We start from the raw sequence: 24,203 nt of genomic DNA, 5'->3' as shown, positions 1-24,203 counted from the left end.
CAACCTCATTGGGATATCCTAACCCTATCCATATTCGAAATTTGGAATTCAATATGTCCGAAATAGGGTATACCATGAATACATTCCAAGTTTGTACAGGAGGTTGGCGAAGTGAGATCATCGACCGATATTGCGATTCTGGGGATGGGGACAGCCCTGCCCGCCCATTCGGTTGCCCAGTCCGATATTGCGGATTTAATAGCCTCATCTTTGCAGGATCGACCGGATTTGGCCCGATTTGCGAAAAGGGTGTTCAAGTCATGCGGCGTAGAGAGACGGTATACCTGTGAACCCAATTACTTGGGGCCGCTTGAGGATTGCCGTTATTTGCCGCTCCGCGAGGAAATGGACGTACCGTCCACGGAGGAGCGAATGCGTACCTATCAGCGAGAGGCGCTTCCGCTTGGATTGGAGGCTGCTGAGCAGGCATTGAACGATGCCGGCATTTCCCGTGAAAAAGTATCACATATGATTACGGTCAGCTGTACGGGGCAATTTCAACCGGGTCTTGATATTATGCTGATTCGGCACTTAGGTCTATCGCCTCGGGTCAATCGGCTGCCATTGATTTTCCAGGGCTGCGCCGCCGGGCTGAAAGCGATTCAGATGGCGCGGGATGTCGTTCAGGGTGACCCGAGTGCCCATGTGCTGATTGTATGCGTGGAGCTATGTACGCTTCATTTTCAGCCGGTGAAGGAGAGGGAGGCGTTGTTTGCCGCTTCGTTCTTCGGGGACGGAGCGTCCGCCTGCGTCATCGGCTGCCCGGAGGCTTGGCATCAGCATGTTCTGAAGCTGGGCTACGGCTACTCGGTACTTCTCCCGGACTCAACGGAGGACATGACATGGGAGGTTGGGGATATTGGCTTCGATCTTTATTTATCTCCCCGAATTCCTAAGCTGCTGGCTGCTCATCTCGAGGAAGAGCTTCGACTCCTGCTCCATGAAGACCAGCTCCCTGAGCTGTGGGCGATCCATCCTGGAGGAAGAGGCATCGTCGATGCGGTACAGGATGTGATGCGTCTAAGCGATGAACAGACACACTACAGCAGAGAGGTTTTAAGGACGGCAGGCAATTTGTCTTCCGTCACCATTATGTTCGTGCTGAACGCCATGCGCATGGATATGAAAAACCGGAATGAAGCCTCTACAGAAGGGATTGCCATGGCATTCGGACCCGGACTGACGGCAGAGCTTATGCGCTTTAGCTACGTTCCAGCATATTCTTCATCCTTAAGTGAGCAGGACCATGTCCTTCTTTAGACCATTGTCCATGCGGGCGCAGGAAGAAGAGCTGATGGATGACTTTTCCCGGGGCGGCGAAGAATTAAGCGAGGCACTCAAGCATTTAAGGCGGCTGAACAAACTGTTTGCTGCGCCGGGACCCACGCTGACCGGGGTGGATCAATTATGGAAGCGCATCGGAAGTCCAGGCAAGCTCAGCATTCTGGATGTAGGGGCAGGCTCAGGCGATATTAACCGGAAGCTGATCCGATGGTCCGAACGAAAGGGGATCCAGTTGACGATTACCCTGGTTGATCTGACGGAGGAAGCATGCGAGGAGGCCAGACGGTTATTCAGCAGGGAACCAAGGGTACGGGTACAGCGTGCGGACGTGAAGGAGCTCCCCGAAGCCACGGCTGATATTGTGACAGGCTCTCAGTTCGTTCATCATTTTGACGGCGAGCAGCTGATCGATATCGTATCCCACATGCTGCGGGCCTCCGTCCACGGAGTCGTGATCAATGATATCCATCGGCATCGGCTGTCCTATGCAGCGGTTTGGTTGGCAACGCGTCTCATTTCCCGCAACCGGTACATTAGGCATGATGGACCGTTGTCAGTGGCCAAGGGCTTTAACGGAAGCGATTGGGAGCAGCTGAAACGGCAATTGGCACACGAGACGATGACTTACGAATGGAGGCCTCTGTTCCGATATTCCGTTGTCATCCCCAAGATATGAGGTGCCAAGCGACTCACGGTAGCAGATCGTAAATCCATCGGTCCAAAATTGTCCCCAAGCATGATGAAAGGTGGTGTGTATCCATGACGGTAGAAACGGACGTCATCGTGATCGGAGCTGGAGTCTCGGGCACCAGCTGTGCGCTGCAGCTCGCCAGGCAGGGCCGCCGCACCCTCCTGCTGGACCGTCAGCATTTCCCGCGTCATAAAACTTGCGGCGAGTTCTTGTCGCCCGAAACGAAGGAGATGCTTGAGTACTTAGGCATCCGGCACGATAAGCTGGCGATCGGAACGAGTATCATGGATCACGCCATGATTATTATGCCTCACGGCGGCGAGATCACAGCTCCGTTACCTGGGCAGGCATACGGCTTTAGCCGTTATGAGCTGGACCGGCTCTTGCAGCAGCATGCCATGCGCGCTGGAGCGGATATTGTCACGGGAACGACCGTGACCCATATTCGGCTGCTGGACGACCAGCGGTACGAAGTAGACGCCAAGCAAGGGGACGAACGCGTTCGGTATGTGGCCAGGGCTGTTATTGGCGCGCACGGGACCAAAAAGCCGCGCGGCGCGGCTTCCGCCGGTGATGAACGGGATGATCCCGTATACGTTGGTTTAAAGTCCCATTATCATGGCGTGACGCTGCATCCTCGGGTTGAGCTGTATTTTTGCGAGGGTGGTTATGTCGGAATATCGCCGATTGAGAGCGGAAGGGTTAATGTAGCTGCGTTGTTGACCTTGAAATCGGTGCAGGGAAGCGGGAAATCGGTGCCGGAAATTCTCCGGTCTGCTTCGCGCTCGAACAAAAGGCTAGCCGATCGGATGGCTGAAGGGGAGCCTGTTCCTGGAACTCAGGTATCGATCGCCCCGCTTCGTTTATCCGACCTGCCCGAGCCATGGTCGCAATACCCGCACATCGGTGATGCCATGATGATGCTTCCGCCGCTTTGCGGGGACGGGATGTCCGTTGCGCTGCGCTCCTCACGCCTATGCGCGGACTGGACCGGCAAGTATTTAGACGGAGACATTCCTTTCGATGAATGGAAATATCAATATTCGCTCGAAGCCAACGCTGCGTTTACGCAGCTCCTTCGAAGAGCGAGGAGAATTCAGAGCCTGGCATTTGCCAGAACCAATCGCTTCTATCCCGCCATCGCCCGAATGATTCCTGGACTGGCGACTTATTTGGTCAAAGCGACCCGGCTGTCCGAAACGGGGATCGGCACAAGGTAAAGCCGCTATCATGCGGCTTTTTTTGATTAGCATTTTTTATCATCTAGTCATCCATTCTTCGTTGAGTTTGAGTTCTCCGTAGTTTTGTCGTCCGAGCGTCGACGCAGAGTATCGTGCAGCAGTCATCATTACATTTTATAAAATTATTGAGGCGGATTGCACGACAATCCATTGGACTTTCGTTTAGACCTTCCATTGACATTTAATCAGACGATAACTTAATATGTTTGTAAATATATAGACAGATTAAATTAATGTTTACAATGAAGAGAGGAGGTGACTCGTATGGCTGATGCCCCTCCGTCAAATCCAAACGGCCTGATTCGCAGCACGCTTGATTTCCAGTTCCAAATGGCTTGGCAGCTGCTCGACCTGCATCTAACCGGGCTGGAAGACGAGGAGTTTCATTGGCGACCCGCCTCGAAAGGGCTTCATGTGCATCAAGAATCCGGAATATGGCGGGCGGAATGGCCGGAATCGGAGAATTACGATATCGGACCACCAAGCATAGCTTGGCTGACTTGGCATATTGCGTACTGGTGGTCGATGGTACTGAACCATTCGTTTGGCAGCGGAACTCTGGCCCGGGAAGATATCTTTTCGAGCGGCGGCATACAAGAGACCCGGGATAGGATCAATCAATTGAGAAGCGAATGGAACCGTGAAGTGTCGGCGCTCACGGATGAAGAGTTCCTGTCTTCGGAACGAACGCGGTGGCCGTTTGCGGGGAGACCCTTTCATGAACTGGCGGCATGGCTGAACGTGGAGCTGATGAAAAATGCGGCCGAGATCGGCTATTGCCGCTTCCTGCATGCTGTTAGCGGTAGATAATCGTATCGGCTGATAAGCGCGACTCCATTGCTTGGATCGGCATTTGAAGCCACTCGTCTTCGTTTCAAGCACGTATTATTTTTTACGCCATGCGGGTGCATAGGTTGTCTTCGGGGCGGGAAACTGGTGGATCCAGTTAATGATCCGGGTGGACATCCATTGGCATCCCACGGCTAGTATTATGATTTTCCAATCAATCACATAGGCGGTCAGGGCAAAAATGATGCCGTTCATCCAGAACAACGATGTTCCGGGGTTGATGCCCTTGTATTTATAAATTGCCAGGGCCACAAAACCGATTCCTCCGTTCGAGACCCGCTGCCTGATCAGCATGGCGACGCCGGTTCCGAGAATCACCGAACCGAAGAGAAGATCAATCCATACATTCTTGAACGGCGGATCTACAAACACCTCGAAGAAATTGACGGATACGGAAGTGACTGTTATGACATATACGGTCCCGAAAGCGCTGATGCTGCCTAGATATTGGACGGTGAATACTAGAAAAATCGTATTGGCAAGCCAAAGCCCGAAGCTCATCGGGAGGCCGAATGCATGGTTAAGCAGCACCGCGATCCCCGCGCCTCCTCCGGACGGAATGGCGTGAGGGAACAAGAATACGGCCATGGCGAAGCCCTGTATGATAGCTCCGGCCGTAATGAGAAGAAACCTTATCGCTATTCGACGAGAAAACAAGAGTCTCCAACGATCGGGAAAGAACGGAATGCTCACACTGAAATCTCCTTCATTGGTTGAAGTGACAAGCCTATCCTGATATTGTAGTGTATGCTTGTCACTTGAAGGGGATGCCGGGTTATCGTTAAAAAGCTCATGCCGCTCTAAGCCCCTGTTTGGAATTACCATCATGTCAATCGAACGTATAATAAATGGGCAGTCCGGAATCCTACCCGGGCTGCCCTTATTCGTAACCGCCGTTATTTCGGCTATGTGTTAAATGACATAACAAAACTTATCCGCTTCCTGCGCCCTCAACCCAAATTCAAACGTATCCTGACGAAGCCCGCGGCGCATCGTTTCAAGCGCAAGAACCTCGGAAGGCGGAATATTCCCTAAATGTACATTGGAGCCGAATTTACGCAAAAGCATGGCTTGCTGGTGTTTAAGAGGCGCTTCCCAAATCAGCTTTCTCGTATCCGGAACGAATTTAATGATATCATCGATCAATTCTTCCCGACATTCGCCTTGCTTATCGAAAATGCCGACGCCCATTCCCGTCTCGCGAGCTTCGATCGTGATAAACTCGGCGCCTGCGGACAAATCCGTTTCCATCGTTTTGGCAAGCATTGCTGCGTCTATGAGGGAGCCGGACAGCTTTTTGCCATACTCCGTAAAAACGCGGAATCCCCGTTGTTTGCCTTCCCGGATCAGAGCCGTTCGTTGTTTGCGGGACAGCTCGATGGTACCGTCGGATACTTCGACCGCATTGAATCCGAGGCTGCAAATGGAATTGAAGAATGCAGGGACAATATCCTGCTGCACGGCCGTCTCGAGCAGGGTACCGCCCGGCATAACCATGATCCCATGCTGTTTGGCCAAGCCGATTTTATACAGCAGCATATCCATTTTATACAACGGAGCCGTGCCAAAACCGAATTTGATGCAATCGATATAATCCGAAGAGGTTTCGATCAGATCCGTAAACGCATGACGGCCAAGACCCTTATCAATGACCATCGTTATCCCGCGGCCTGTGCCCCCATAGGCGTCGCGGTCTTTTCTTCCCATGGCGGGATTGCTGCGCTGCCCGCTCGGGTCACTTAACTCCGTGGGCCAAACTGCACGCAGGGAATTGTTCATGTTAAAATCTCCCCAATTCATTTTTGATTTGTCGATATTCCAACTGACACTGGTATCATATGCGCAACCCTAAAGGCAGGTGCCCATCTTTAACCATATTGGAATGCCGATCAGGCAATCTTGCGAGGGGGCCGAATCAAAAAGAACACAAGACCTAATGTCACCAAAGAAAGGGAAGAAACGGTGATAAACACCACATGATCGGATTTGTCCATCATCCACCCGAATAAGGGAGGACCCGCTGCAACGCCCAAAAACCGCAAGCTGTTATACAGCGATGTGATCATCCCCCGTTCGCTCTTTTCGACCGCGCCGGTAATGATTGTGTTCAAGCAGGGGAGAAGCATTCCGGTTCCAATGCTGCTGACCGTCAGCAATGCAATGAATACATAGATGTTCTTCAAAAAGAACAGGGTAGCGGCTAATGAAACCGTCATGGCGATTAAACCGATGTTCATTAACCAGCGCATCAGCAGCCCTTTTTTCTTGATCAGGCTCCCGGTTGTATAGGAAGTGATAACCATCCCCAGCAGCGGGATGGCCAGAATCAACCCCTTCATCACGCCATCGATATTGTAGGGCTTCTCCTCAAGGATGTTGGAGAGATAAAACAGCACGCCGAACAAAATAAACAGCCCCAGCGATCCGGCAAAAAACGCAGTGATGAGCCAGCGGCCTTTCTCCTTGAAGATATCCTTGATCTTACCCAGATATTTCTTGAGCTCCTGCTTTTGGTTACGCTTCGGCTCTTTAATCAAGAAGATCACAGCCAGGAGCGATAAAGCGCAAAAAACGGGAAAAGCGAAAAAGGAGGCATACCAAACAATCAGCATCAGCAGAGAGCCTATAATAGGGCTAAGCACTTTGCCCGAGCCGTTGGATGCTTCGATAAGACCCAGCGCTTTACTCTCGGTCCCGCCATCGTATAAATCGCCGACGAGCGCCATCGCGATCGGTGCCGTTCCCGCCGCTGCGAACCCTTGAATCGCCCTGGCGGAAATAATGACCGCATAAGAATTCCATATCGCGCCGAAACCCGCGAGGATACCGGCTCCTCCGTACAGGATCAAGGCGGGAATGATGATGACCTTGCGGCCGAACCGATCCGACAGATACCCGATCAACGGAATAAACAGGCCTGCCGCCAGCGAGAAAATGGTGATGATCAAGCTGCTCTGGAATTTGCTGATGCCAAGCTCCCTTTGCATCTCAGGAAGTCCCGGGACCAGCATGGAATTGCCGAATACCAGCACGATCGGAATGGTCGCCAGCGCGATGAATTCCCAGACTTGTCCTTTAGAACCGCCTGCCGATTTGGCTTTGGCCTTTGAATCTTCGTCCGTTGTCTCCGGAGAGTCCTCCAGGTCGATATCGCTTTGGAAGCTAATGTTCAGTTTTCGTTTTTTTGTCTTTTCCATGATGTGGCTCCTCGGTGTGGAGAATTAACAGAACATAAGGGTACCCTTTCAGGTTGTGCAGTAAATGTACATATCATCCTAATTATGACCACATTCGGATTATATATTCCGCGGCTGATTCCGAGTTCAAGGCTGCGAGAAGGTGCGGCTGGATCACCTCCTATCTATGGAGTACCTCGTTTCCGTAGCGAAGCGGTACAAATACGGTCAGCGTAATTAGAGCTTGCGATTAGACAAATCACCTCTTATGCCGGCGAAAATATACTGTTTATTAAACTGCCTAATTCGCAGGGCAAGGGGGATGCAACATGAAAATTCGAATGCTCCAAGGACATAACCAGCCACCCAAGGCTGCTCATATCAATGTTGTCATTGACGTGATCCGCGCGTTTACCGTGGCTCACCATGCATTTCTGAGAGGGGCTCAAGGCATCATTCCAGCAGCGACAGTCGATGAAGCTTTGGAACTAAAGCGCTTAAACCCTGATTTCATATTGGCTGGTGAAATTAAGGGGCTTTTAATCCCGGGATTTGAACTGGATAACTCGCCTGCTCGTTTGCAGGAGTTCGATCTCCAAGGGAAGCTTCTGATCCAGAAGACAACCAACGGAGTGACTGCTGCTTTAAATGCGTTGAATGCCGAGCATGTATTGGTTACTGGATTTTCGAATGCCAGGACTACCGCTGAAATTATTAAGGATCGATGGTTGCGGGATGAAGAGACGACTATTAACATCATTGCCTCCCATCCCTCGGGGGATGATGACCTGGCATGCGCCGAATATATCGCCGATCTCCTCCAACGGTCAGACTGCGTAACGCCGGAAGCGACCATCCAGCGGATTCGAGCTTCGGAAGCAGCCAAGAAGTTTTACGACAACGGGCAGCCTGAGTTTTTGGAGGAGGATCTATCGCTATGCACCCAGGAGGTTCCGTCCGATTTCGTGATGAAAGTGAACATTCGAAATGGGATGCCGTTGATTGAAAAGGTGATGGCGGGTTCCATCCATGCACATGTATGATGAAGGTTCCTAATAGCGGGGAAGTCGTTATACCAGCAAGATCCGAGCGGTTAAATTCCGGGGAAGCCGTCTTTTTTAGGGGGTTCTAATACTCAGCGTTTCGGAGTTTGCGCGGCTGAATTTGACGTGCAGGCAATATTTGGATATAATTTTTTTATTCTGACCGTGCAGTATAAAAAAACAGGAGAGATATGGATATGCCAAAGATCGGAATGGAACCGAAACGCCGGGCGGATCTCATCAATGCGACGTTAACCTGCATCAGCAGGCATGGAATCGACGGCATGACCCTGGATAAGGTAGCTGAGCATGCAGACTGCTCAAAGGGGGTTGTCACGTATTATTTTAAGAACAAAGAGCATTTGACCATCGAAGCCTTCAAGGCATTCCTTGCCTATTACGGGCTTAAGATTGAATCGGACATCAAAAGCTCCATGACGGCGATGGAGATGATGGAGGTGACAATGAAGCATTTATTGCCTCCCTACCGTGATGATGAGGGACCGAGCATTAACGTATCGCAGCTGGATGGAATTGAAAGGATGCATATTCCTCATATCGATCAAGCCAGGCTGTTTGTTCAATTTTTCTCGAAGGCTGCATTGGACCCGAAATTTCAGGAGGTTGTAGCCGAGAGCTACAGCAGGGATTTCCATGGGATCGCCAAAATCATTGATTTCGGCAATCAGACGGGAGAAATGTCCGTTAAGGGTGCCTACAACGCGGCTTACGGATTGCTGGCGATGGTGATCGGTTTAAGCTTCTTCAGAGTAGCGGACGTACCGCTGATCCATGGGGGAGATAACCGGACGATTGGCGAGGATTATGTACGATCATTTACCGGCCGCAAGGGGGGATAGCAGTTGCAACGCATGCATTTCTCGCATATATAACCATGCGTGCTTGGAAGACCACCATACACTTGGGAGGATGTAAAATGAAGATAACGAAGCTCGAGGCAGGCGGCAGGGACATTGCCCTCGTTACTGGCAGCGGTATATTAATTAGTGACGTTCAGTCCGCATTGGATCTGATGGCAACCGTACAATATGAGACGGGCAGCGATCGGATCGTCATACATAAATCATTGATCAGCGAGCGTTTTTTCGATTTAAGCACACGTTTAGCCGGCGATATCCTGCAAAAGTTCATCAATTATAGAGCGAAGCTTGCCATTGTTGGGGATTTCACCATCTATTCAAGCCGAAGCCTTCGCGATTTCATATACGAAAGCAATAATGGCAGTGATTTTTTCTTTATGCCGACTGAACAACAGGCGATAGAGAAGCTGAGCTCCATTAAGTAGATTGGGGGGATACATGGATGGCGCAGCTTCATCCTCGAGAACAATACCCCATGGTTACGATTCCTGCGGGTCGCGTTAAACTTAGGGACGACCGGATCAAGAAGACGTGGACGGTGGAGCTGGATTCATTGGGCCTTTCACCTGTACCGGTTACGGAAGCATTTTATTCTATGGTCATGATATCGAAAGAGCGAAGATTCCAAGACTCCAACATCCCTGTCGCTAATATTTCTTGGTATGATGCTATACATTTCTGTAATGCGTTGTCTCGGCAATTCGGCCTGAAGGAATGCTACTCCGCAGCCGATGGTGGAGATCAGGTTCATTATGATCGCGAAGCGAACGGCTACCGTCTTCCCACTGAGGCGGAATGGCAATATGCATGCCTTGCAGGAACGACTGGCTACAGGTACGGCGAACTCGATGATATCGCTTGGTATCACGGCAACTCGGAGGGAGGGCTCATGCTGTCGGTGTAAAGGAGCCGAATGCTTGGGGGCTGTTCGATATGATCGGCAATGTGTGGGAGTGGTGCTGGGATCAATATAATCCCCTCGTATACGGCTCTTACCGGTTATTTCGGGGAGGGAGCTGGGCCGAAGAGGCCAGGGGATGCGGCGCGACATGCCGCCGTCGCAGTCATCCTGCGTTTAAAATAGACGATCTGGGCTTCCGCGTTGCAAGGTCGATATGAGGCTGGATAAGCCATGATAACTTTTACCTAAGGAAATCCACATAACTTTTATAATAACGGAGCTGCCGGGATGATCGGCAGCTCCGTTTACGTTAAAACGGAGATTATCTAAACAACAGACTGCGGACTCGCCAGGATGACTCGTTCCGTAATCCACAAATCTCTCGTTTGACAAAGACGTCAAAGCTTCTCTATAATTTAAATGAACAACTGTTCAATAAATGCGTGGAGGGATCGTTATGCGGTTGAAGGATAAAGTGGCTGTCGTTACAGGGGCAGCATCGGGAATGGGAAAAGCAATTGCTGAGCTGTATGCACAAGAAGGGGCAAAGGTGATTGTCTCCGATTTAAATAAAGAAGGCGCGGAAGCGGTTGCAGCCGGGATCAAGGCTGCCGGCGGAGAAGCCATCGCCATAAGAACGAATGTTGCAAATTTGGAGGACATCAACGCCATGATCGATACCGCCGTTCAACAGTATGGAACCCTGGATATCCTTGTGAATAATGCTGGGATCATGGATAATATGGCACCGGTAGGGGAAGTGGATGATGAGAAATGGGATCTGATTTTCGATATCAACACGAAAGGTGTCATGCGTGCGATCCGCAAGGCGATTCCAATCTTCCTTGAAAAGGGCAAAGGCGTGATCGTAAACACGGCTTCGACGGGCGGATTCAGCGGTGCGCATGCCGGAGCAGCCTACACCGCTTCGAAGCACGCGGTGATCGGCATTACGAAGAACACCGGATTCATGTATGCGCAGAAGGGAATCCGCTGTAACGCCATTGCGCCCGGGGCAACGATCACCAATATTGGTTCGACGATGAAAAATCTGGACGAGTTCGGTGCTTCCCGCACGAAAGTAACCCAAGGCGTCATTCCGCGTGCCGGTCAACCGGAAGAAATCGCTCAAGTCGCTTTATTCCTGGCATCCGATGAATCCAGCTTTATTAACGGTGCCGTCATCACCGCGGACGGAGGCTGGACAGCCGGCTTCTAATAGATTGAGCGTAATTATAATAACCTGATATCGATCAGAACACGGAAGAGCTTCCCGTTGTAGATTGTTCTACTGCGGGACGCTCTTTTTTTCTTGTGCTGGTGGTTACGATCTTGCAGAGGAGTTTTCGTCCCCCGTCCCTTGCCAGCAGCGATTGGGGAAAACGTACGGAACGGGAAGCGGCTACCGCGTGTCTCTCTCGGCGCGCGTTGTAATGATGACTGCTGCACGATGACCAGCGTCGACGCTCGGACGGCAAAGCCATAGGATAGATGGAAAGACGTTTAGTGTACTTTTTGCAGCGATCGGTATATAATTCTTGTCATTATTCAGTTATTGAACAAATTGTCGGATTAACGTTCATTAACAATACGAGGAGTATACATCTGTGTATGCGTGGAGAGGTGAACAGGCCATGAACGAAAATGATTTAAGGGTCATCAAGACCAAGAAAGCACTGCATCAAGCGTTATTGCGTTTATTACGAACGAACACGTTGGAATCGATCTCAGTGTCCGCGCTTTGCCGTGAAGCGGGCGTCAATCGGGGCACCTTCTATTTGCATTATAAAGACGTAGGGACTTTATTTGACGAGCATCTCCATCATTTGCTTAAAGATTTGGAGGAATCCTATTATGAGCCCTACCGTCATGTAGCTATGCTGGACCCTAGCCATCTTGATCCTTCAACGATCCGCATCTTTCACCATGTGAAGAAATACCAGCCGTTTTATGAAATTGTGTTTGATAAAAAATCTTCGTTGTCTTATTACTACTCGTTGTTTGAGAAAATCAAAGGCTTAATGCTGGAAAGCACATCCGCACCAAATGAGGACTCCATCGACATCCCGCTGGTCATCGCGTATCAGGCCAATGCCATTATGGGCTTGCTGATTCAATGGCATGAGGACGGCTTCACCCGCAGCCCGGAATATATGAACGAGCAGCTCACGAATTTCCTGAAAATGAAGAATAGGCAACATTAGAAGCAGGCCGCGGGACAGCTGGGCTCTGTTCATCTCACATATCCGGTTTCCATCCTGGCCATTCTGATTATTCGGGCAGCCACATAGAATGTATGGACAAGCGAATTCAGAAGTGAGCAAAGGATGGGGAGGAAGCATTGTGAAGCTGGATCAAATCCATGTCAGCGGGATGACTTGCGCGGCTTGCGCAGCGCGGATCGAAAAAGTCCTTCGCAAGATGGACGGCGTACAGTCAGCCCGCGTCAGCCTCGCCTTGTCACGGGCGACGATTCATTATGAACCGAAGCGGGTCGGCATGAACACCATCCTGGAAAGAATCGAAAAGCTTGGCTATGGTGCGTCCGACAAGCTGTCGAATCCGCATACAGGAATCGAAGCGGAATCAGGAGCGTACCGCATCCGCTTCATCATCGCGGCCTGCTTGTCGCTCCCGCTCTTATGGGCGATGGTGGCCCATATCGCCGATTTGCCGATGGGGTGGACGCCGGCTCTGCTGATGGACCCAGTAATTCAGTGGGTGCTAGCCACCCTGCTTCAGTTCGGTGTAGGATATCCATTCTATTATGGCGCCTACCAGGCGATGATCCACCGTACGGCCAATATGGATACCCTTGTGGCGTTAAGCACCTCCGTAGCGTACTTTTACAGTCACTATACGCTGTTCCAATCAAGGCACGACTTGACGCATACGATGCTATATTTTGATACGATCGCAATGGTTATGACTACAGTTCTGCTGGGAAAATGGCTCGAAACGGTAGCGAAAGGCAGAGCGTTAAGGCAGCTGAGCGCGCTGTACGAGCTTCAGGTTAAATCGGTGAGGGTAATTCGCGGTCATGGCGAAGAATGGCTCACCACGGATCAGGTGCAGACCGGGGACCGGATCCGCGTGAATAAGGGGGAATGGATTTCCGTTGACGGCTTCGTGCATTCGGGAACGGCGGATGCCGATGAATCCATGCTGACAGGTGAAAGCGCAGCAGTGGCCAAAAAGGCGGGCGACCGGGTTTATGCCGGAACGCGCTGCCTCATCGGAAGCTTGAACATTGTCGTCGACAAGCAGCATGAGGAGACCCGCTTATCGCAGATGATTGGCCTTATCGAGTCTGCGCAGCAGGGCAAGCCGGAAATTCAACGCGTTGTTGATCGAATTGCTGCCATTTTCGTTCCTATGATGATCGCATTTGCTGCCCTCACCTATGCGGGATGGCAGATATTGTCCCATGGCCATGATGCTTCCGAAACCGCCATGCGTCACGCGCTGTCCGTATTACTGATCGCATGTCCTTGTGCGCTTGGTCTGGCTACGCCGGTATCCATCCTGATTGCCACCGGGTCCTCCGCCCGAAGAGGTATTCTGTTTAAGGAAGGCAGCTCTCTGGAAAGGCTTCGGCAGACCGATGTCATATTGATGGATAAGACAGGCACGTTGACGGAAGGATGGCCCCAGCTCAAGGAGATTCACGCATACCGCGGCTGCGGCGCATACGTGCTTTCCAGGGCGGCAGCGCTGGCCGTTCGATCCGCTCACCCGTTAGCGCAAGCCATCGTAAGAGCCGCGCGGGACAGAGGGACTCTTCTACCGGAAGTCCAGCAGTTCCATGAATGGGCAGGGAAAGGGATGGAAGGCCATGTAGAAGGAAGCCGCGTCCGTGTGGGAAACCGGAAATGGCTGCTGGAGCAAGGAATCCATCCGGATCGCCATGAAGATCTGCCGGGTCATACAAGACTATATATTGCCTTGAACGGGGAGTGCGTCGGTTCGTTTGTATTGAATGATAAGCTGCGCCAAGATGCCCGGAAGGTCGTACAGGTATTGAAGAAAAAAGCGGATGTGTGGATGGTCACAGGCGATGAAGAGCCCGCTGCAGCAGCGGTGGCTGCAGCGGCGGGGATCCATCAGGTTCGTGCGGAAATGCTTCCCGAAGACAAGCTGGCGTTTATCCAAGAGCTGCAGGGACGCGGCCGGAAGGTAGCCATGATCGGAGACGGCATCAACGATGCGGCCGCCTTAGCTGCGGCAGATGTCGGGTTAGCGATGGGGGGCGGGACGGATGCAGCCAAACAGGCCGGTGATGTGGTTTTGATCGGGAACAGGCTCTCCAGCATCATCGGGGCCTACACTTGGAGTCGACTAACCATGCGGAATGTGCACCAAAATTTGCTGTTTGCCCTGCTGTATAATGCGATTACCGTACCTTTGGCTGCGCTGGGATATTTGGACCCTCGCATCGCATGCATCGGGATGGCGGCGAGCTCGCTCCTTGTAGTCGGGAATGCGCTTAGATTGCAGCATCAAGCCGAAAAGACCGAGTAATATCAACGAAAGCATGCTTCCCTGCACAAAGAGCGTCTGGGGTTTAGTTGCCGCTAGTTCAGCGGTTGTTATCCCATCTGGAGGCGTATCCGAAAAAACGCCGATTAGTCCTTAAGATTCAATCAGGGAGTGGTTCCTGGTTGAAAAGTAGCACTGCGAGACCCGGCTAGGGCTGGATAATTATGGACCTCCGGCTGATATGCGAGACCATCATATCATGATAGGGTATAGGCTAGGATAAGACAGCCATGCTATAGGGATACTGCGAAGCTGCTGTCACATCCTCCTTTTTTACCGCGAATTGACCGTATTACGATTTCGGTCAGTTCGTACCGGACCAGGGTGGAACCCGCCGGGAGAAGGGCGAATAACAGATGGAAATTCGGAAGATGGAGGGAAACGAAGATGCTAACAAAAGGGATACCTCAACCTAAAACTTACGGACCGCTTGGCAATTTGCCCCTGCTGGATTCGTCCGCACCGGTTCAGTCGCTAGTGAAAATCGCTTCGGAGCTCGGCCCGATCTTTCAGTTTCAGTATCCGGGCGGTCGCAGGGAACTGTACGTCTCCGGCCATGAATATGTAAGAGATGCTTGTGACGAGAAGCGCTTCGACAAGCGGATATGGGCACCGCTGCAGAATGTACGTGCCTTTGCGGGCGATGGATTGTTCACAAGCGCAACGCATGAACCCAATTGGAAGAAGGCCCATAACATCCTGCTTTCGAGCTTCAGTCAGCGCGCGATGCAGGGCTACCATACGAAAATGCTCGATATTGCCATGCAGTTGATCCAGAAATGGGCCCGTCTCAATCCGGATGAAACGGTGGACGTTCCTGCCGACATGACGCGGCTCACGCTGGATACGATCGGCCTGTGCGGCTTCAATTACCGGTTTAACAGCTTCTACCGGGAAGACAATCATCCGTTTATCGATAGCATGGTGCGTGCGCTTGATGAGGGAATGAACCAGCTTCACCGGCTGGGCATCCAAGACATGTTCATGTTGAAAAAGAAGCGCCAGTTTCAAGACGATATTCAGTTCATGTTCTCTCTTGTGGATGAGCTTATTCGAGAACGCCAGAAGCATGGCGGAGATGAAGGGGACCTGCTGGCCCATATGCTGGAAGGGGTAGATCCTGATACCGGCGAGCGGCTGGATCAAGAGAACATCCGCTACCAGATGATCACGTTTCTGATCGCCGGGCATGAGACGACAAGCGGCTTGCTTTCGTTTGCTATTTACTTTTTGATGAAAAACCCGGATAAGTTGCAAAAGGCGGTCAGCGAAGTGGACCGGGTGCTTAAAGATCCCGTACCGTCCTACAACCAGGTGAGGGAGCTCAAATACGTCCGCATGGTTCTAAACGAGTCGCTGCGTTTGTGGCCGACCGCGCCCGCCTTCTCGTTGTATGCCAAGGAAGATACAACGATCGGCGGCACCTATTCGGTCAAGCAGGGGGACAGCGTGACGGTCCTCATACCGGGACTGCACAGAGACTCCCGCGTCTGGGGAGACGACGTGGAAGCGTTCAGACCGGAGCGCTTCGAAGATCCGAGCAAGGTGCCGCATGATGCGTACAAACCGTTCGGCAACGGACAGCGCGCCTGCATCGGGCAGCAATTTGCGCTGCAGGAGGCAACCTTGGTGCTTGGTTTGGTTCTCAAATATTTTGAACTTATCGATGATCAGTCTTACGAGCTGAATGTGAAGGAGACGCTTACGCTGAAGCCGGAAGGGTTCCATATTAAAATCCGGAACCGTCAAGACGGAACGGCCCTAATGATTCCGGGAGGAGGCGCAGCCGCTTCTACCGAATCGGAGAAGCGGCAATCCGCAAGTCCTGAACCTGTAACTCATGCACATTATACGCCGCTTCTCGCTTTGTACGGATCCAATTTGGGCACGGCCGAGGGAATTGCCAGAGAAGTGGCCGATGCTGCGAAGCATTTAGGATTCGACAGCCAGGTAGGCACGCTGGATGACTTCGCTGGAAGGCTTCCGAAGGAAGGGGCGGTCGTGATTGTATCGGCATCTTACAACGGGCAGCCGCCTTCGAATGCCAAGAGTTTCGTGGAATGGCTGGAGAATGCGGATGAGTCCGAACTCCAGGGTGTGCGGTATGCGGTATTCGGCTGCGGGGATCACAATTGGGCAAGCACGTACCAGCGCATCCCCCGTTTGATCGACGAGCAGCTGGCTATCAAAGGGGCACAGCGATTGCTGCCGCGAGGCGAGAGTGATGCAAGCGGTGATTTTGAACGTGAAGTCGATGCATGGACTGCGGAGCTATGGCCGGATCTGATGCAGGCCCTCGGCCTGCCAGTGATAGCCGTCAATGAGACGAAGCGCAGCTCTTTGTCCGTCCAGTTCGTACCGGGTGCTGCCGCCGTACCGCTGGCCAATACCTACCATGCTGCGTGCGGGCGCATTGTTCACAGCCGGAATCTGCAGCATGAAGACAGCGGACGCATAACACAGCATATCGAAATCTCCCTGCCGGAGGGAACTGAATACCATGAAGGAGACCATCTTGGCGTTCTTCCGGTTAACCCGGCGACGCTGGTTCAGAGAGTCCTCCGAAGATTTAAATTGGACGCGGGGGCGCATCTTATTTTATCGGCTGAAGGAAGAAGCGGCGCCCATTTGCCGACCGGCGTCCCGGTTCGCCTGGACGATCTGCTCTCCCGCAGCGTAGAGCTGCAGGAACCCGCCACGCGTGCGCAAATTCGGGAAATGGCCGAATGTACGGTTTGCCCGCCCCATGCCAAAGAGCTTCTGGAACTGCTTGAGGATCCGACATATCAGGATGAAGTGAGAGCCAAACGGATCAGTATGCTGGATCTTCTGGAGCGGTATGAAGCCTGTGAGCTTCCGTTTGAACGGTTCCTAGAGCTGCTGCCGCCGCTGAAGCCGAGATACTATTCAATATCCAGCTCGCCGCGAGTCAGCCGGAATACGGCCAGCATCACGGTCAGCGTCGTGCGGGACAGCGCCTGGAGCGGCCGCGGCGAATACCGGGGAATTGCATCCAATTATTTGGCGGAATTAGAGGTAGGCGCAGAGGTGTTGATCTTTATACGTTCCCCGGAATCCGGCTTCGAGCTCCCGGAAGACCCGGCAACGCCAATGATTATGATCGGGCCGGGAACCGGCGTTGCTCCGTTCCGGGGATTCATCCAAGCAAGGCAAGCGCTTCGGGATGCCGGGCAGGAGCTGGGTGCTGCGCATCTGTACTTCGGCTGTCGGAATCCGGAGCATGATTACCTTTACCGCGACGAGCTGGAGCAGGCGGAGAGAGCAGGGCTGGTCACCTTGCATTCAGCCTTCTCCAGGGTAGACGGTGTGGAGAAATGCTATGTCCAGCATTTGATGAAGCAGGACGGATCCTTATTGCTGTCACTGCTGGAGGCGGGAGCGAAAATGTACATCTGCGGGGACGGTTCAAGAATGGCGCCGGATGTGGAACAGACGCTGATCCGTTCATACCGGGATCAGCATGGCGTGAGCGAAGAAGAAGCTGCCGTCTGGTTATCCGGGCTGGAATCGTCCGGTCGATATGTAAAAGATGTGTGGGCTGGATGATCCATATGTCAGCATGGACCCGTCCTTGTAAAGCATGACTTAACGATATCCAGGCAGCCATGAGCGAGAATTCGTTCGGACTTGCTGCCTGGATTTTTTGTTGAAACAAGATGAAGCTTTCCCCATTATCGGCTTGTATTTATGATAAGATTTATCATACAAGAAATATTAGGCAAGCAGACTAGAAGGAGAGTGACCCTAGTGCGTGAAACCTGTGTTCCTACCGGCGTAAACCCCCGAGACACCGGCTTTGGGTATACGCTGTCCTTGATCGGCGGTAAATACAAGATGATCATTTTGTATTGGCTGGCCGAAAATAAGGTTATGCGGCATAATGAGCTGAAGCGAAGCATCGGTTCGATATCCTTTAAAACGCTGAGCATAATGTTAAAGGAGCTGGAAGAGGATGGCCTGATCGTTCGCACGGAATATCCGCAAGTTCCGCCAAAGGTGGAATATACGCTATCTGAACGGGGGCATTCCCTCATTCCCGTGCTGTATATGATGTGCGAGTGGGGCGAGAACCATATGCCCACGCCCGAATCTGTACCGCAAGAGGCCTGACATGAGGCCGGACTCAAAAAAAGAAGTATTCCCCAATTCAAGGAATACTTCTTTTTTAATCCTTCACACCGGTACCCCGATTACAGGCTATCGACGAACTTCACATAATCGCGGGCGCTTGCTTCCAATGCGCTTTGAGCAGGGTCCGGCTCCATACCGGGCACGTTCCCGCCGGGTTCATTTTCTTGACCATAAAACGCATAGAATGAACGGTAATCCGCATCGCAGTATCGGAATGTCGTCTCAAACGGAGTCAGCAGCTGATCAAGCGTATAGCGATACCTTCCTTCTTTTGTATAGTCTTCTTTTCTAATGCCGGCGGATACCGCCAGGGCAACCTTACGCTTCTTTAATTTATCTCCGCCTTTGGAACCATATGCCCACCCGTAGGTGAAGACGTCATCAAGCCATTTTTTGAGAAGCGGCGGGCAATTAAACCAATAGATAGGAAACTGCAGGACAAGATTGCCGTGCGTTTCGATTAGCTGCTGTTCTTGTTCCACATCAATGATGCCGTCCGGATAAACCTTATGCAATTCATGAATCGTGTATTTTTCCGGGTATTTCCGGAGTTCATCGACCCATCGCTTATTTACGACCGACGTTTCCAGATTAGGGTGTGTTGCGATGACTAGCGTTTTCAAAGCGTTGTCCTCCTTGCAAGATGAATTGTCTTGAGTATAAAGCGATAGCCGAAATTATGTAAGTATGCACTTTTAGTTCAGGTACTTACCAAAAGGTAAGTGTTAATGATACGGAATATTTGATATATAATTTTGATGGGCTGTATGGGGAGTAACCCTCTTGGGTACATATTCTCTAGATGTCTCTAACAAAAGTCGGCATATGCATGCTAGGATTTGATGGGGAAACCCTAACTTTATCATTAGCATAATCACTTACATAAAAAGGAGCTCATCCATAATGGTGAACTGTGACCCATAAGATGGACACTTTGAAAAAAGTGACTTCTTGTGGGTCATTTGTGTTTTAATCAAGGTATGTGACGAGGAGTGATACGAGAATGGGGAAGTTGAAACGGGTGCTCTTTACCGAGGAGCAAATGAGGAAGCTGGAGGAGAATCCAAACGTACACCATGTGACCGAGGCGGCCATTACATACACACCTGCATTCAAGCTGGAGGCGCTGAAAGCCTACAAGCAGGGGCAGACACCTTCAGAAATCTTTATTCGTGCCGGCTTCGACCTGGACGTTATTGGTCATAAGAAGCCCAAGGACAGCTTAAAACGGTGGCGTGAAACCTTCGAACTGTACGGTGAGGAAGGTTTGGCTACAGAGCGGCGCGGTAAGGGCAGTACAGGGCGCAAGCCAACTGGTCAGTTGTCAGCCGAAGAAGAATTGAAACGGGCTAAGGCCCAGATCAAACTGCTTGAAGCTCAAGTGGACATGCTAAAAAAGCTCGAAGCGCTCGATCGGCAGAAGAAGAAACGCTGACGCCCTCCGAGCGCTATGAGATCATAAATCGCACCATTCGGGCATATGGCCTGAAACGAATGACACGCTATCTATGCGAGCTCGTGGAAGTAAGTCCAAGCGGCTATTACAGGTGGCTGGGGACGGAAGAAGATCGTCAACTTCGTGCTGCCGCCGACGAGCAGGACATCCTTCTCATCAAGCAGCACTTTGACGCGCTCCGCGGCAAAGCAGGTGCGCTTGTGATTAAGATGCGGCTGGAACAGATAAGCGGCGTTGTCATGAACCACAAGAAGATTCGCCGGCTTATGAAAAAGGCAGGCTTGGTAGCCGTAATCCGTCAGGCGAACCCCTACCGCAAGATGGCTAAGGCAACTCAAGAGCACAAGACGTGTCCGAACCTGCTGGAGCGAAAGTTTGACCAAGGCGAACCTGAGAAAGTGTTTCTCACTGACATCACTTATTTGCGCTATGGAAGCGGACACTGGGCATACCTTTCCTGCGTGAAGGACGGGGCGACCAGGCAGATCCTTGCCGACAGCGTGGCAGCAACACTCGAGCTTCCAATTGTCGAGCGGACGCTACAGCGTCTTTTAGAGCGATTAGATGGAAACATTCATCCAGAAGCGATTCTGCACTCCGACCAAGGGATGCACTACACGCATCCTAAAACCCGTCTTCTCATTGCTAAGGCAGGATTTAAGCAGTCGATGTCGCGCAAAGGCAATTGCTGGGACAACGCCCCGATGGAATCATTCTTCGGTCACTTGAAAGACGACGTTGATTTTAGCGATTGCCAAACTATTGATGAAGTGAGGGTGCGAGTGAAGGAGTACATAAGCTACTACAACTCAGAACGATACCAGTGGACATTAAAAAAGATGACCCCCGATGAATTCAGAGGTCATCTGCTTGCTAGCTAAGCTCTAGGCGGTTTATTTCAAACTGTCCACAAATCGGGTCACAGTTCACGGTAGATGTATTTATGAACTTGAATCCCATTCTACAAGCACTGCTCGCTACCTTGTTTACATGGGGAATGACCGCATTAGGGGCGACGCTCGTTTTTGTGACCAAAACCTTGAACCAGCGCTTGTTGGACAGCATGCTGGGGTTTGCCGGCGGCGTGATGATTGCGGCCAGCTACTGGTCTTTATTGGCTCCGGCCATCGAAATGTCGGAAGGCAATCCGATCGGGAACTGGTTTCCGGCAGCCTTCGGATTTTTATTGGGAGGGGTATTCATCTGGGGGATCGATAAGATTTTGCCGCATCTTCATCCCAATGCCCCTATCGGAGGAGCAGAAGGTTACAACCCCAAAATGAGAAAACGAAGCACGCTGCTGGTCCTTGCAATCACCCTTCATAACATTCCGGAGGGGCTGGCGGTTGGGATCGCATTTGGCGCGTTAGCCAACGGGGGGACGGAAGCGTCTCTTGTCGGCGCTATGACTTTGGCGCTTGGGATCGGCATTCAAAACTTCCCGGAGGGCGTTGCGGTATCCATGCCGCTGCGCGGTGACGGAATGTCGCGGAGAAAGAGCTTTTTCTATGGGCAGTTCTCCGGCATGGTTGAACCGATCGCTGCGGTCATCGGCGCAGTGGCCGTATCCGTTATTGAGCCGATGCTGCCGTATGCGTTAAGCTTTGCAGCCGGAGCGATGATCTTTGTCGTAGCCGAAGAGGTTATTCCTAGCTCTCAGGAAAAGGGCAACCGAGACTTGGCCTCGATGAGCCTAATGTTCGGTTTCGTTTTGATGATGATTCTGGATGTTGCATTGGGATAATGCTGAAATTTGTCAATTTCCAATATACGGATTAGCAAATATCGGATAAAATAGGAAAGGATCGGACCTGGTTTAGGCATGACGAATATTTCTATGGGAGGAAACGATGGAGACAGAGAAGAAAAATGTATTGGATGAAGTAACAAAATCAATGAAGCAGGTGGACGGCTATTTGATCCTGAATCTGCTGAAAAATCCGCTGAACAGCATTCATTTGACGGAAAAACATTTCATCTACGGAATCCTGGGGCTTGCCAGCTCATTGGTAGGATTTCTACTATGGACGCTGCTTACGGGAAAGCGGATAGCATCGCTTTTTTTCGCCATGTTTGGCTTTGGAGGGGGAGGCTTATTTAGTGAACTTCCATCCTCCGTGTATGGTGAAGTATTCGGTAGAATGCTGTTGCTCGGACTGCTCTCGACCGTTGCGCTGCTGGCGGCTGTATGGCTGATCGGCTGGTGGAGAAGCGGGAAGCAGCCTGAGCTAAAGCTGTTTATTACGCGTGTCGGAGCGGCGCATTACATTGGGGCTGTCGGTTTTGTTGTAGCAGGCATTCTGTCCTTCAGCTTTAATATTTCCTTTTTATTGCTGCTCATTACGCTGTTGTCTCTGCTTGCATTAACGCTGCATGCCGCCATGGAAGCGAGCGGAGTCGTGAAGGAGCGCACCGCCGGTTATTTGATTCTATCCGTGTCAGCCTACGTCTTGCTGATGAGCATTCTAACGAAATTGATCCTGTAATTGTTTTGAGGAACTAGCATCTACATAAAGTAAAACTTCAGTAAATGCTGTACATAATGAAGCGATTCTTAGATCGAAGAAGGAACTGTCCCCGGTAAAGATTTTCTGCTGGGGGTCGGTTCTTTTTTTTCGTAATCTTACGAATTCCCAAAGGTAATCCGTGCTCCTATTCGGCATACCCCCAGGAGGTTTGCGGTACTAGACTTAAGTCGGGGTTTCAATCATTCGCGGGACTAATGTTCATGTTGATTATGCGTGCTATACTGAACAGGAATCGGAAACCTGGAAAGATAGAGAGAATTTGGAATGACGGAAGGAATGAAGGTAAACGAAAATGAAGAGACGTACTGGTGTGTGGATCGTGGTGGCGGGCGTGTTGCTGTTGATTTTTACGTGGAATCCCATGAATATCTTCTCAAATGTTAACTTTGGCTTCTCCTTCTCTACGAAGGAAATTCACGAGGAACAGGCGGTCAGCCCGGAAGAAATCGAGAAGTTGGATATTCGAACAGGAAGCGGCGATATTGAGGTCGTCCAGGGAAGCTCGGATGAGATCATGATCAGGCTGGATGGGAAAGTGAGCAAGCAGATTGCGGACCAAGTCAAATTGAAGGTGGAGTCGAAGGGCGAAACGCTGAGCGTGGGGATCGACGCACCGGATCATATCGGCATCGGCGTACGGATTATGGATACGGATTTAACGGTGGAACTGCCTGAGAAAATGTGGGCAGGAGCCGACATTGAAGCAGGCAGCGGTGATATAGAGATTGCGGGATTGCAGGGAGAGGATATCTCCATCAAAGTGGGCAGCGGTGATATTCATATCGAGGATATTGATGCGGTCACAATTGGCTTGAAGTCAGGCTCCGGCGATATATCGGCTGAGCGCTATAAGGCTTCCTTGATGAAGTTCGAGGCAGGCAGCGGCAGCGTTGATCTGCAGGACGGAGAAGCCGAATTGCAAGGCGAGGCCAGCTCTGGCAACATTCAACTGGAAGCGGATGAGCTGCTTCAGGATGCCGACCTGCGGGTGGGCAGCGGCAACGTGACCGTTGATTTGGATCAGGAGCCTTCTTCCCTGACCGTTGATTTTAAAGGGGGCTCCGGCACTGGCGAGGTTAGTTGGGACGGATTCCAATACGAGGAGAAAGACAAGGATAAAGGCGTCCTCAGAGGAACGTTCGGAAGCGGCGATGTGCTGCTGAAGGTACGCACGGGCTCTGGTGATTTCACCCTGGAATAATGGGATTTCGTGATCCGTTCATATTAGTAGTAGTCGAGAAGGCATCCCTATGCGGGATGCCTTCTTTATTGTGTTTGTGAACAAATTCGAATGGTTCCCTGTTAATTTTATGCCATTCAATATTAAAAAAGATCAGTGCCGATCAGAGAAAATACAGTTGGATCTTAAAAATAGACGGTTGGGAGCAGCGGGCGGCCGTTTTATAGTTGGGTTGTATCGAAAAAAGATCCGAAGGTGAGGTGAGAAGGAGGAAGGTTTAGT

At 51.3% G+C, this 24,203-nt stretch carries 21 protein-coding genes and 1 pseudogene; 18 read left to right on the top strand and 4 right to left on the bottom strand.

Annotated features, from left to right (window positions below):
• Positions 1-111: 111 nt before the first annotated feature.
• The 4 genes from MKX76_RS09920 (at position 112) to MKX76_RS09905 (ending at position 4,026) form a co-directional block, all read left to right on the top strand.
• On the top strand, positions 112-1,260 hold the full coding sequence (locus tag MKX76_RS09920) for a type III polyketide synthase (protein ID WP_007128337.1): 1,149 nt from the start codon (positions 112-114) through the stop codon (positions 1,258-1,260).
• Entirely contained in the window at positions 1,247-1,960 is a 714-nt protein-coding gene (locus tag MKX76_RS09915) for a methyltransferase domain-containing protein (protein WP_007128336.1), read from the top strand. The genes MKX76_RS09920 and MKX76_RS09915 overlap by 14 nt, the downstream gene beginning before the upstream one ends.
• Before the next feature lie 83 nt (positions 1,961-2,043).
• On the top strand, positions 2,044-3,195 hold the full coding sequence (locus MKX76_RS09910; protein ID WP_007128335.1) for an NAD(P)/FAD-dependent oxidoreductase: 1,152 nt from the start codon (positions 2,044-2,046) through the stop codon (positions 3,193-3,195).
• A gap of 285 nt (positions 3,196-3,480) precedes the next feature.
• On the top strand, positions 3,481-4,026 hold the full coding sequence (locus MKX76_RS09905; RefSeq protein WP_340900663.1) for a DinB family protein: 546 nt from the start codon (positions 3,481-3,483) through the stop codon (positions 4,024-4,026).
• Between the two features lie 75 nt (positions 4,027-4,101).
• Here MKX76_RS09905 and MKX76_RS09900 read toward each other — a convergent pair whose 3' ends face one another.
• The 3 genes from MKX76_RS09900 to MKX76_RS09890 form a co-directional block, all read right to left on the bottom strand.
• Positions 4,102-4,758 (bottom strand): YitT family protein, encoded by a 657-nt coding sequence (locus MKX76_RS09900; RefSeq protein WP_007128333.1) that lies wholly within the window; start codon positions 4,756-4,758, stop codon positions 4,102-4,104.
• Positions 4,759-4,977: 219 nt separating this feature from the next.
• The gene (locus MKX76_RS09895; protein ID WP_007128332.1) at positions 4,978-5,844 is read right to left on the bottom strand and encodes a phosphosulfolactate synthase; all 867 of its coding nucleotides are present in this window, start codon (positions 5,842-5,844) and stop codon (positions 4,978-4,980) included.
• A gap of 110 nt (positions 5,845-5,954) precedes the next feature.
• Positions 5,955-7,262, bottom strand: a complete 1,308-nt coding sequence (locus MKX76_RS09890; RefSeq protein ID WP_007128331.1) for an MFS transporter — start codon at positions 7,260-7,262, stop codon at positions 5,955-5,957.
• Between the two features lie 308 nt (positions 7,263-7,570).
• Between MKX76_RS09890 and MKX76_RS09885 the strand changes: the two genes are divergently transcribed.
• The 9 genes and pseudogenes from MKX76_RS09885 to MKX76_RS09845 all read left to right on the top strand — a co-directional run bounded on the left by MKX76_RS09885 (position 7,571) and on the right by MKX76_RS09845 (position 18,736).
• Entirely contained in the window at positions 7,571-8,284 is a 714-nt protein-coding gene (locus MKX76_RS09885; RefSeq protein ID WP_028404584.1) for a 2-phosphosulfolactate phosphatase, read from the top strand.
• A 197-nt stretch (positions 8,285-8,481) separates the two neighbouring features.
• A complete protein-coding gene (locus MKX76_RS09880) occupies positions 8,482-9,144 on the top strand; it encodes a TetR/AcrR family transcriptional regulator (RefSeq protein WP_213613963.1) in 663 nt (220 codons plus the stop codon).
• Positions 9,145-9,221: 77 nt separating this feature from the next.
• Positions 9,222-9,590, top strand: a complete 369-nt coding sequence (locus MKX76_RS09875; protein ID WP_028404586.1) for a DUF4180 domain-containing protein — start codon at positions 9,222-9,224, stop codon at positions 9,588-9,590.
• Between the two features lie 17 nt (positions 9,591-9,607).
• A pseudogene (locus MKX76_RS09870) lies at positions 9,608-10,284 on the top strand (formylglycine-generating enzyme family protein).
• A gap of 239 nt (positions 10,285-10,523) precedes the next feature.
• Positions 10,524-11,285, top strand: coding sequence for an SDR family oxidoreductase (locus MKX76_RS09865; RefSeq protein WP_028404588.1), 762 nt, complete (start codon positions 10,524-10,526; stop codon positions 11,283-11,285).
• A gap of 415 nt (positions 11,286-11,700) precedes the next feature.
• Entirely contained in the window at positions 11,701-12,270 is a 570-nt protein-coding gene (locus tag MKX76_RS09860; protein WP_028404589.1) for a TetR/AcrR family transcriptional regulator, read from the top strand.
• A 139-nt stretch (positions 12,271-12,409) separates the two neighbouring features.
• A complete protein-coding gene (locus MKX76_RS09855; RefSeq protein ID WP_028404590.1) occupies positions 12,410-14,587 on the top strand; it encodes a heavy metal translocating P-type ATPase in 2,178 nt (725 codons plus the stop codon).
• A gap of 405 nt (positions 14,588-14,992) precedes the next feature.
• Positions 14,993-18,172, top strand: coding sequence for a bifunctional cytochrome P450/NADPH--P450 reductase (locus MKX76_RS09850; RefSeq protein WP_251535135.1), 3,180 nt, complete (start codon positions 14,993-14,995; stop codon positions 18,170-18,172).
• Positions 18,173-18,373: 201 nt separating this feature from the next.
• Positions 18,374-18,736: a winged helix-turn-helix transcriptional regulator gene (locus tag MKX76_RS09845; protein ID WP_007128322.1), complete on the top strand. Its 363-nt coding sequence runs from the start codon at positions 18,374-18,376 to the stop codon at positions 18,734-18,736.
• Positions 18,737-18,816: 80 nt separating this feature from the next.
• On the opposite strand, the gene MKX76_RS09840 is transcribed toward MKX76_RS09845, so the two are convergent.
• Positions 18,817-19,380, bottom strand: coding sequence for an NAD(P)H-dependent oxidoreductase (locus MKX76_RS09840; RefSeq protein ID WP_144878415.1), 564 nt, complete (start codon positions 19,378-19,380; stop codon positions 18,817-18,819).
• A 380-nt stretch (positions 19,381-19,760) separates the two neighbouring features.
• Between MKX76_RS09840 and MKX76_RS09835 the strand changes: the two genes are divergently transcribed.
• From MKX76_RS09835 to MKX76_RS09815, 5 genes are all read left to right on the top strand, one after another.
• Positions 19,761-20,192, top strand: coding sequence for an HTH domain-containing protein (locus MKX76_RS09835; protein WP_007127449.1), 432 nt, complete (start codon positions 19,761-19,763; stop codon positions 20,190-20,192).
• On the top strand, positions 20,189-21,094 hold the full coding sequence (locus tag MKX76_RS09830; RefSeq protein WP_341035036.1) for an IS3 family transposase: 906 nt from the start codon (positions 20,189-20,191) through the stop codon (positions 21,092-21,094). Before MKX76_RS09835 ends, MKX76_RS09830 begins: the two co-directional genes overlap by 4 nt.
• A gap of 62 nt (positions 21,095-21,156) precedes the next feature.
• Positions 21,157-21,957, top strand: coding sequence for a ZIP family metal transporter (locus MKX76_RS09825; RefSeq protein ID WP_341033654.1), 801 nt, complete (start codon positions 21,157-21,159; stop codon positions 21,955-21,957).
• Between the two features lie 106 nt (positions 21,958-22,063).
• Positions 22,064-22,699 (top strand): hypothetical protein, encoded by a 636-nt coding sequence (locus MKX76_RS09820; RefSeq protein ID WP_028404592.1) that lies wholly within the window; start codon positions 22,064-22,066, stop codon positions 22,697-22,699.
• 334 nt (positions 22,700-23,033) lie between these two features.
• Complete coding sequence (locus MKX76_RS09815; protein WP_251535133.1) at positions 23,034-23,942, top strand: DUF4097 family beta strand repeat-containing protein; 909 nt, start codon at positions 23,034-23,036, stop codon at positions 23,940-23,942.
• The last annotated feature ends 261 nt before the right edge of the window (positions 23,943-24,203 follow it).

Origin of the sequence: Paenibacillus sp. FSL R5-0810 (genome assembly GCF_038002285.1) — a bacterium.
GTDB classification, from domain to species: Bacteria; Bacillota; Bacilli; order Paenibacillales; family Paenibacillaceae; genus Paenibacillus_AQ; species Paenibacillus_AQ lactis.
The sequence above is the reverse complement of the archived record's forward strand: the minus strand, read 5'-3'. Positions and strand labels throughout refer to the sequence as shown.